At 73.2% G+C, this 8,291-nt stretch carries 7 protein-coding genes; 1 reads left to right on the forward strand and 6 read right to left on the reverse strand.

What is annotated here, in order from left to right; all coding sequences use genetic code 11:
• Positions 1-19 precede the first annotated feature (19 nt).
• The 5 genes from QJS33_RS21490 to QJS33_RS21510 all read right to left on the reverse strand — a co-directional run bounded on the left by QJS33_RS21490 (position 20) and on the right by QJS33_RS21510 (position 5,834).
• Entirely contained in the window at positions 20-802 is a 783-nt protein-coding gene (locus QJS33_RS21490) for an ABC transporter ATP-binding protein (protein WP_306369837.1), read from the reverse strand.
• Positions 799-1,878 (reverse strand): iron chelate uptake ABC transporter family permease subunit, encoded by a 1,080-nt coding sequence (locus QJS33_RS21495; protein ID WP_306369838.1) that lies wholly within the window; start codon positions 1,876-1,878, stop codon positions 799-801. Before QJS33_RS21495 ends, QJS33_RS21490 begins: the two co-directional genes overlap by 4 nt.
• A complete protein-coding gene (locus QJS33_RS21500) occupies positions 1,875-2,840 on the reverse strand; it encodes an iron ABC transporter permease (RefSeq protein WP_306369845.1) in 966 nt (321 codons plus the stop codon). The genes QJS33_RS21495 and QJS33_RS21500 overlap by 4 nt, the downstream gene beginning before the upstream one ends.
• A 71-nt stretch (positions 2,841-2,911) precedes the next feature.
• Positions 2,912-3,940, reverse strand: a complete 1,029-nt coding sequence (locus QJS33_RS21505; RefSeq protein ID WP_306369839.1) for an iron-siderophore ABC transporter substrate-binding protein — start codon at positions 3,938-3,940, stop codon at positions 2,912-2,914.
• Between the two features lie 211 nt (positions 3,941-4,151).
• On the reverse strand, positions 4,152-5,834 hold the full coding sequence (locus QJS33_RS21510) for an alpha-glucosidase (protein WP_306369840.1): 1,683 nt from the start codon (positions 5,832-5,834) through the stop codon (positions 4,152-4,154).
• A 142-nt stretch (positions 5,835-5,976) separates the two neighbouring features.
• Between QJS33_RS21510 and QJS33_RS21515 the strand changes: the two genes are divergently transcribed.
• A complete protein-coding gene (locus tag QJS33_RS21515) occupies positions 5,977-6,804 on the forward strand; it encodes a cyclase family protein (protein ID WP_306369841.1) in 828 nt (275 codons plus the stop codon).
• Between the two features lie 9 nt (positions 6,805-6,813).
• Here QJS33_RS21515 and QJS33_RS21520 read toward each other — a convergent pair whose 3' ends face one another.
• Positions 6,814-8,010, reverse strand: a complete 1,197-nt coding sequence (locus QJS33_RS21520; protein ID WP_306369842.1) for a PP2C family protein-serine/threonine phosphatase — start codon at positions 8,008-8,010, stop codon at positions 6,814-6,816.
• Between the last annotated feature and the right edge of the window lie 281 nt (positions 8,011-8,291).

The following is an 8,291-nucleotide window of genomic DNA, read 5'->3' on the forward strand; positions in this document are numbered from 1 at the left end:
AGTGCGTCGGGGCGAGCGCTCAGGACCGCTCGTGCGGGATGACGAGCGGGGTGCGGGTACGCGGGTCGGGCACCACGTCACAGGGCAATCCGAAGACCTGCTGCACCCGGTCGGCCGTGATGACCTCTTCCGGGGCCCCGTCGGCGACCACACTCCCCCGGTCCATGAGCACCAGGCGGGTGGCGAACCGCGCCGCCTGGGCCAGGTCGTGCAGCACCGCGACCACGGTGCGGCCGCGCCGGTGCAGGTCGGCGAACAGCTCCAACAGGTCGTACTGGTGGGCGATGTCCAGGTAGGTGGTCGGTTCGTCGAGCAGGAGCACCCCGGTGTCCTGGGCCAGGACCATCGCCACCCACGCCCGCTGGCGCTGGCCGCCCGACAGGGATCCCACCCGGGTGTCGGCGAGGCCGGTGAGCCCGGTCGCCTCCAGGGCGCGATCGACGGCCTCGTCGTCGGCCGGACTCCACTGCCGCAGCAGTGTGTGGTGCGGGAACCGGCCGCGGGCGGCCAGCCCGCGCACCGTGATGCCCTCGGGGGCGGTGGGGCTCTGCGGCAGCATGGCCATTCGGCGGGCGACCGCCTTGGCGCGCTGGGCCCGGATGTCGGTGCCGTGCAGCAGCACCCGGCCCGAGATCGGTCTGTTGATCCTCCCCAGGGCCTTGAGCAGGGTGGACTTTCCGCACCCGTTGGGGCCGACGATCACGGTGAACTCGCCGTCGGCGATGCTCAGGTCCAGGTCGCGCACGACCGGCTCGGCCCCGTACCCCAGGGTGAGGGCCTCGGCGGACAGTACCGGGCTCATAGGGCTCCCTTTCGCCATTCGCGGATGAGCAGGTGGCCCAGGTAGACGCCGCCCAGGGCCATGGTGAACAGGCCGACGGGCAGGCCGTCGCCGACGGGCGACTGCTGGACGCCCAGGTCCGCGGCGGCCAGCAGGAGGGCGCCGGTGATCGCGGACAGGACCAGGTGGGGGCCGGTCGCCCCGGTGAGCCGGCGGGAGATCTGCGGCGCGGTCAGTGCCACGAACGCGATCGGCCCGGCCACGGCCACGGCGGCCGCCGACAACACCACCGACAGGCCGATGGCCAGGGTGCGGGTGCGGGCCGCGGAGGCGCCCAGGGCGTCGGAGAGCTCGTCGCCCATCTCGTTGACGGCCACGGGACCGGCCAGGTACAGCAGCAGCGGCACCGCGAGCAGGACCACGCCCCAGATGGTCACGGCATGGTCCCAGTCACGGGCGCCCAGGCTGCCGTTGATGTAGGCCGACAGCACGCTCGCCTGGTCGCGGGCCAGGACCGACACCACGAAGTGGGTGAAGGCATGGGCCATGGCAGCCACACCGATCCCGGCGACGATGAGCCGCCCTGGGTGGCGCAGCCCGGTCCCGGTGGCGGCCGCCACGACGGCCATGGACAGGGCCGCACCGGCCAGCGCGCCCAGCGGTACCGGGACGACGCCGGGCAGCAGCAGTGCGGCACAGGCCGCGCCGGCCCCGGCACCCGCGCTGAGTCCGATGACGTCGGGACTGCCCAGCGGGTTGCGTGTGACCGACTGGAAGAGCGCACCGGACAGGCCCAGCGCGGCTCCGGTACCCAGGGCGACGGTCAGCCGGGGTCCGCGCAGGCGCTCGAACACGAACGTCTCGGTGCCCTCGCCGCCGCCGGCGACCACGGCGGGGATCCGGGGCAGCGGGATGCCGAGCCGACCCAGGGAGAGTGTGGCGACCGCGACGGCGAGCACCGCGAGCAGCAGCAGCGCCCCCCACAACAGGGAGCGCGGGTGGACGGGCAGGGCCACGGCCCGGCCCAGGCGCAGCACGGGGTCGTGTCGGGTGGCGGCCGGAGCCTGCGGGGCGGTCCCGGTGAGGGTTCGGTTCATGAGATGGTCCGCATCTTCCGGACCGCGTACAGCAGCACGGGGGCGCCGACGAACGCGGTGACCACGCCGACCATGAGCTCGATGGGCCGCACCACCGTGCGGCCCACCACGTCGGCGAGCAGCAGCAGGACGGGGCCGACCAGGAGCGCGAAGGGCACCTGGAGGCGGAAGTCGACGCCGACCAGGGCCCGCACCACATGCGGCACGGCCAGGCCGACGAACGCGATGGGCCCGGCCGCGGCGGTGGCCCCGGCGGCCAGCAGCACGCCCGCCACCAGTCCGGCCGAGCGGGTCCAGACCGGGTTGGCCCCGGTGGCGGTGGCCGCCTCCTCACCCAGGGCCAGGGCGTTGAGGCCGCCCATGGTGAGCAGGGCGAGCAGCAGCCCGGCACCGATGACCGGCAGCACCGCGGCGATCACGTCGAATCCGCGTCCGGCCAGGGAGCCCACCACCCAGTAGCGGTAGCTGTCGAAGGTGTCGGGCATGCTCAGCGCGATCGCCTGGACGTAGGCCATGAGCACGGCGGAGACCACCGCCCCGGCCAGGACCAGGCGGACCAGGCCCGCGTCGCCGCCACGGCTGCCGACGGCGTAGGCGGCCAGTCCCGCCGCCAGGGCGCCGGGCAGCGCCCACCACACCGTGCCGGTGACCGAGGTGGGTCCGAACAGGGCGGTGGCGGTGACCACGGCGGCCGCCGCCCCGGCGTTGACGCCGAGCAGCCCGGGGTCGGCCAGGGGGTTGCGGGTGACACCCTGCATGAGGGTGCCCGCCAGGGCCAGGGCCGCCCCGACCAGGATGCCCAGGGCGGTGCGGGGGACGCGGCTGTGCACCACGGTGGTGATGTAGGGGTCGGCCCCGCCGGTGAGCACCCGCCAGACCTCGGGGATCGGGGTGGGTTTGCCGCCCGCGACGAGGCTGAGCAGGATCGCCCCGGACAGCGCGGCGGCGCCCGCGCCGAGCATGAGCACGGCGCGGGCGGGGCCGGTCCGGGGCGGCGTCGTGCGTGTTCTCACAGTCGCCTTACCGGTGCGGGTCAGCCGTCGAGGTTCGCGGCGGCCTCTTCGATGAGGGGCACGTAGCGCTCCAGCGTCCAGGGGACGGTGAGCGGGTTGATGATGGAGGAGGCGGTGACGAAAGGCTGGTCCTCGGGGGCGACGACGGAGCCGCGCTCGACGGCGGGGATCGCCTGGTACAGGTCCTGGGCCTCGATCTCCTCACGGTTCTCGGGGCTGCTGTAGAAGGTGAAGACCAGGTCGCTGTCCGCCAGCTTGTCGGCGTTCTCCAGGCCGATGACGGCGGAGTCGGTGCCCTCGGTCTCGGGGAAGGTCTCCACGATCGGGTCGACCTGGAGGCCCAGGCCGCGGACCATGGCGACGCGCTGCTCGTCGGGCAGGAAGACACCGAGGGTGCCGGGGCCGGTGTTGTAGATGTAGGAGAAGGTCAGGTCCGCGAACTCGGGGTGCGCGGCGGCGGCCTCCTCGAACTGCGCCTCGATCTCCTCGATGAGCCCCTGGGCCTCCTCGGGCTTGCCCAGGGCCTGCCCGATGATCTCGATCTGCTGGTCCCAGTCGGTGCTCCAGGGCAGGTCGGGATAGGCGACCGTGGGGGCGATGTCGGTGAGGACGTCGTACTGCTCCTGGGTGACACCGGACCAGGGGGCGAGGATGACGTCGGGCTCCAGCTCGATGATGGCCTCGAAGTCGATGTCGTCGGCCCCGGCGAACTGGGCGGGCAGCTCGGCGCCGGCCTCGGTGACGGCCTCGTGGACCCAGGGGAGGTAGCCGGTCTCGTCGCTGCCCCACTCGTAGCTCTCGACGCCGACGGGGACGGTGCCCAGGGCGATGGCGGTCTCCGCGGAGCCCTGGCCCAGGGTGACGATCCGTTCGGGCTGGGCGGGGATCTCGGCGGTGCCCAGGGCGCTCTCGACGCTGACGGGGAAGGCTCCGTCGGCCGAGTCCGCCGCGGGAGCCTCCTCCTCGGCGGGGGTCCCGCAGGCGGCGAGGCCCAGGGTCAGCAGGGCCGCGATTCCGATGCCGCCGGCGCGGCGCAGGGTGGAGTCCATGTGCACAGGTGCTTTCTCGATGGGGATCGGCCGTGCTTTGGGCAGGCGGCCGCTGCGCACGGGTCGGGAGACCCGGGGGAGGCGCAAAGGGGCGAAACGGGATGACCCCGACAAACGAAGGTTAGTCTAACCTCACTTCGCCGACATTTCAAAAAAGTTGAAATCGCTTCGGAGGAAGGCTCCCGCAGGTCACCGGCGCGCCCCGCCGGGCTCAGCGGGACAGCAGCACGCGCGACTCCCAGGGCCGCAGCGGCGCGAACACCCCCTCCGCCGCCGGATGGGTGCCCAGCAGGAGCTCCGGACGGGGCCCTGCGACGGCGGGGTCCGGGGCCACCGCCACCGTGTCCCTGCTCCAGTTGGCGAGCACCGTCAGCACCGTGCCGTCCAGCGTGCGGGTGTAGGCGTACAGGGCCGGGTGGTCGGGCAGCAGCGGGGTGTAGGCCCCGTGCACGACCACCGAGTGCTCCTTGCGCAGCGCGATGAGCCGCCGGTAGTGGTGGAACACCGAGTCGGGGTCGGCCAGCGCCGCCTCGGCGTTGATCTCCGTGTGGTTCGGGTTGACCGCGATCCAGGGGGTGCCGGTGGTGAACCCGGCGTTCGGAGAGGCGTCCCACTGCATCGGGGTGCGCGCGTTGTCCCGGCTCATCCGGGCGATCCCCGCCATCACCCGTGACCCGTCCGCCCCGGCGGCCAGCGCGTGGCGGTGGTGGTTGAGGGTCTCCACGTCGCGGTACTCGGAGATGTCGGAGAAGCCGGCGTCGGTCATCCCCAGTTCCTCGCCCTGGTAGACGTACGGGGTCCCCCTCATCATGTGCAGCGTGGTGGCCAGGGTCTTGGCCGAGGCCACCCGGTGCTCCCCGTCGTCGCCGAACCGGGACACCGCCCGGGGCTGGTCGTGGTTGTTCAGGTACAGGCTGTTCCACCCCCGGTCGGCCAGCCCGAGCTGCCAGCGGTCCAGGGAACCCTTGAGGCGGCGCAGGTCCAGTGGCACCCGGTCGAACTTGCCGCCGGGCCCGTGGTCGAGGTCCACGTGCTCGAACTGGAAGACCATGGACACCTCACCGCCCTCCGGGTCGGTGTGCGCGCGGGCCTGCTCCACGTCCACCCCCGGCATCTCCCCCACCGTGAGCACGTCCCGCCCGGCGAAGGCGGCGTCGCGCAACCCGCCGAGGAACTCGTGCAGCCGGGGCCCGTTGATGGAGTACTCCGCGAACAGGCCGTACCGGCCCCCGGGCGGCACGGGGCCGTCGGGCAGCCCCGGGACCTTGGACACGAAGTTGATGACGTCCATCCGGAACCCGTCGGCGCCCCGGTCCAGCCACCAGCGGGCGATGGCGTGCACCTGTGCGCGGACCTTGGGGTTCTCCCAGTTCAGGTCGGGCTGGCGGCGGCTGAACAGGTGCAGGAAGTACTCGCCGGTGGCGTCGTCGCGGGTCCAGGCGGGACCGGAGAAGACCGAGCCCCAGTTGTTGGGCGGGCCGTCCCCGCGGCCCGGGCGCCAGAAGTAGAAATCGCGGTAGGGGGAGTCCCGCGACGCCCGGGAGTCGACGAACCAGGGGTGCTCGTCGCTGGTGTGGTTGACGACCAGGTCCATGATGAGCCGCATGCCGCGCGCGTGCAGGCCGTCGCGCAGCCGGTCCCAGTCGGCCAGGGTCCCGAACCGGGGGTGGATGTCGAGGTGGTCGCTGATGTCGTAGCCGTTGTCGTCCAGGGGCGAGGGGTACACCGGCGACAGCCACACCACGTCCACCCCGAGGGTGTGCAGGTAGTCGAGCCGGTCGATGACGCCGGGGAGGTCGCCCATTCCGTCGCCGTCCCCGTCCTGGAAGCTGCTCGGATAGATCTGGTACACGACGGCGGACTTCCACCAGGGGTCGCCGGGAGTCTGGGGCATCGGTGTCTCCGGGGGTCGCAGTGGCGCTCGCCCCTGCTTCCTGCCCTGCCGCGCCCCCGGCCGAACCCCTGTCCGACCCCGGTAGGGTGGCAGCGCCCGTGGACCGGGCGTACCGCGGTGGAGCGAGCACGAGGAGTGGCACATGTGTCTGCACGGGACCGGTGAGACCGTCCGGGCCCGGACGGCCGGGGCGGCCGGGGCGGCCGGGGCGGCCGGGGCCGCCGTCTCCGGGGGCGGACGGTCTCCGGCGGAGCGCCTCCCGTGGCCGCAGGGGTACCGGAACGTCGCCGACCTCAGCCATGTGATCACGCCGACCCTGCCGGGGTGGGACGACGAGAAGCCGCGCCGGGAGACGGTCACCGGGCCCGCCCCCGACGGCGAGTTCGGGTTCTACGTGCAGCGGTGGACACTGGGCGAGCACACCGGCACCCACCTGGACGCGCCCGGCCACGTGATCGGCGGGGGCCGGATGGTGCCCGACATCCGCCCCGAGGAGCTGGTGGCGCCCGCCGTGGTGATCGACATCTCCGCCCGGGCCGCCGAGGATCCCGACACCGCCGTGACGGTGGACGACGTGCTGGCGTTCGAGCGCACGCACGGGGAGATCCCGCGTGGCTCGGCGGTGCTCATGCACTCGGGGTGGAGCGCCCGCTGGGAACGGGGCGACGCCGCGGTGCGCGGCGCGGCCGGGGACGGGTCGTGGCACTTCCCCGGATTCTCGGCCCAGGCCTGCGATTTCCTCATCTCCCGGCGGGGGATCGTCGGCACCGGGGTGGACACGCTCAGCACCGACCCGGCCGTGTCCGCGGAGTTCGAGGCCCACGAAGTGGTGGGCCGGGCCGACCGGTGGGGCCTGGAGGCACTGCGGGGTCTGGACCGGCTGCCGCCCGCGGGGGCCCTGCTCACCGTCGGCGTGCTGCCGGGCGCGGACGCCTCCGGCGGGCCCAGCCGGGTCCTGGCCCTGTGGTGAGCGGGTGGTTCACCCCTTCGCGCCGGGCCCGTCGGGGGTCCACTCCAGCAGCATGATGGTGGCGTCGTCGGTGAAGCTGCCGCGCTGGTGGTCGTGGATGGAGTGGATGAGCCGCCGCAGCGTCTCGGGGGCGGGTTCCTCGGCGGAGGTGGCGCGGATGATGAAGTCGGCGAACCGTTCCAGGCCGAACATGCGGCCCTGCTCGTCGTGGGCCTCGGTCACCCCGTCGGTGTAGAGCAGGATCTGGTCGCCCGGGTCGAGACGGAGTTCATGGACGGTGCGCGCCCCGGCGTCCGCGCCGACCTCGGCCAGGCCCAGGGGGAGTTCGGAGTCGCGTTCCAGGGCGCCCGGGGACAGTCTCCCCTTGCGGATGAGCAGCGGGGCGGGGTGGGCGCAGTTGACCCAGGAGAACAGGCCGCTGCTCAGGTTCAGGGTGGCGAAGACACCGGTGCAGAAGCGTTCGGGCAGCCAGGTGGTGAGCGCCTCCTCCACCTCGGCGGTGAGGTCGCGCAGTCCCGCTCCGTTGCGGCGGGCGCTGCGGGCGCCGGCCATGGCCACGGACGCGGTCAGGCCGGAGGCGAGGTCGTGGCCCATCGCGTCGAGGATGGCCACGTGCAGGACGTCCTTGGTGATGGAGTGGTCGAAGGCGTCGCCGCCCAACTCGTAGGCGGGTTCCAGGACGGCGGTGGAGATGCCGCGGGCGGTGCCCAGGGTGCGGGGCGGCAGGAAGGCGCGCAGCATCTCGGTGCGCAAATGCACCGGGCGGGTGCGGGTGTGCCGGGCGTAGGTGTCGCTGTAGGCGCGTTTGGACGTGATGATCAGGGCCAGCAGGGCGGCGAGGGTCTGGCAGCGGCGCAGGGTGGGCTCGTCCAGGAAGGGGGCGCACACGTACAGGACGCCCATGCGGTCGACCCCGTCGCGCAGCGGCAGCCACAGTTCGAGTTCGCCGTCGCCCTCGGCCAGGCGCAGGGTCTCGGAGCGGTAGGCGCTGCCGGCGGTGGTGCCGTCCACCGGGAGGGGTTCGCCCTCGGTGAGCGGGACCAGGAGGCGCTGCTGGAGGTCGACCACGTAGACGATGATCCGGCCCAGGCCGATGGCCGCGGCGTAGGACTCGACCGCCTCCAGGACCTCCAGCGGTGCCCGGTCGTGCACCGACCGGACCAGCTCGTCGAACAGGTATTCGCCCTGAGCATCCGTCGGCGCCACAGTGCACCACCCCCTGGCGCCATCTCACACCACGGACGCGGTGAAAGGGGCGGTGGCGGGGCCGCGTGTCCTCGGTCCGGGGGTGCCCGGCGAGGTGTCGGACACCCCGTGTCGTTCGGTGTCAAGCGGCATGGGGGTGTGCGTGGTGCGACCGAGCGGTCGCTTCGTCGTAGAGGGTGCGGGTCTTCAGGCACCCGTGCAGGACGTCGGCCAGGCGGTTGCCGAGCCGGCCGCAGGGCCGGGTCTTACCGACCCGGCAGATCCCATTAGGCGGACTTCTT

It is taken from the genome of Nocardiopsis sp. CC223A (assembly GCF_030766825.1).
GTDB lineage: Bacteria > Actinomycetota > Actinomycetes > Streptosporangiales > Streptosporangiaceae > Nocardiopsis.

Coding starts and splice junctions, on each gene's coding strand:
- QJS33_RS21500 (WP_306369845.1), bottom strand. CDS start 2,840: ATGCTCGGCGCGGGCGCCGCCGCGCTGTCCGGGGCGATCCTGCTCAGC.
- QJS33_RS21495 (WP_306369838.1), bottom strand. CDS start 1,878: ATGAACCGAACCCTCACCGGGACCGCCCCGCAGGCTCCGGCCGCCACC.
- QJS33_RS21515 (WP_306369841.1), top strand. CDS start 5,977: ATGTGTCTGCACGGGACCGGTGAGACCGTCCGGGCCCGGACGGCCGGG.
- QJS33_RS21510 (WP_306369840.1), bottom strand. CDS start 5,834: ATGCCCCAGACTCCCGGCGACCCCTGGTGGAAGTCCGCCGTCGTGTAC.
- QJS33_RS21505 (WP_306369839.1), bottom strand. CDS start 3,940: ATGGACTCCACCCTGCGCCGCGCCGGCGGCATCGGAATCGCGGCCCTG.
- QJS33_RS21490 (WP_306369837.1), bottom strand. CDS start 802: ATGAGCCCGGTACTGTCCGCCGAGGCCCTCACCCTGGGGTACGGGGCC.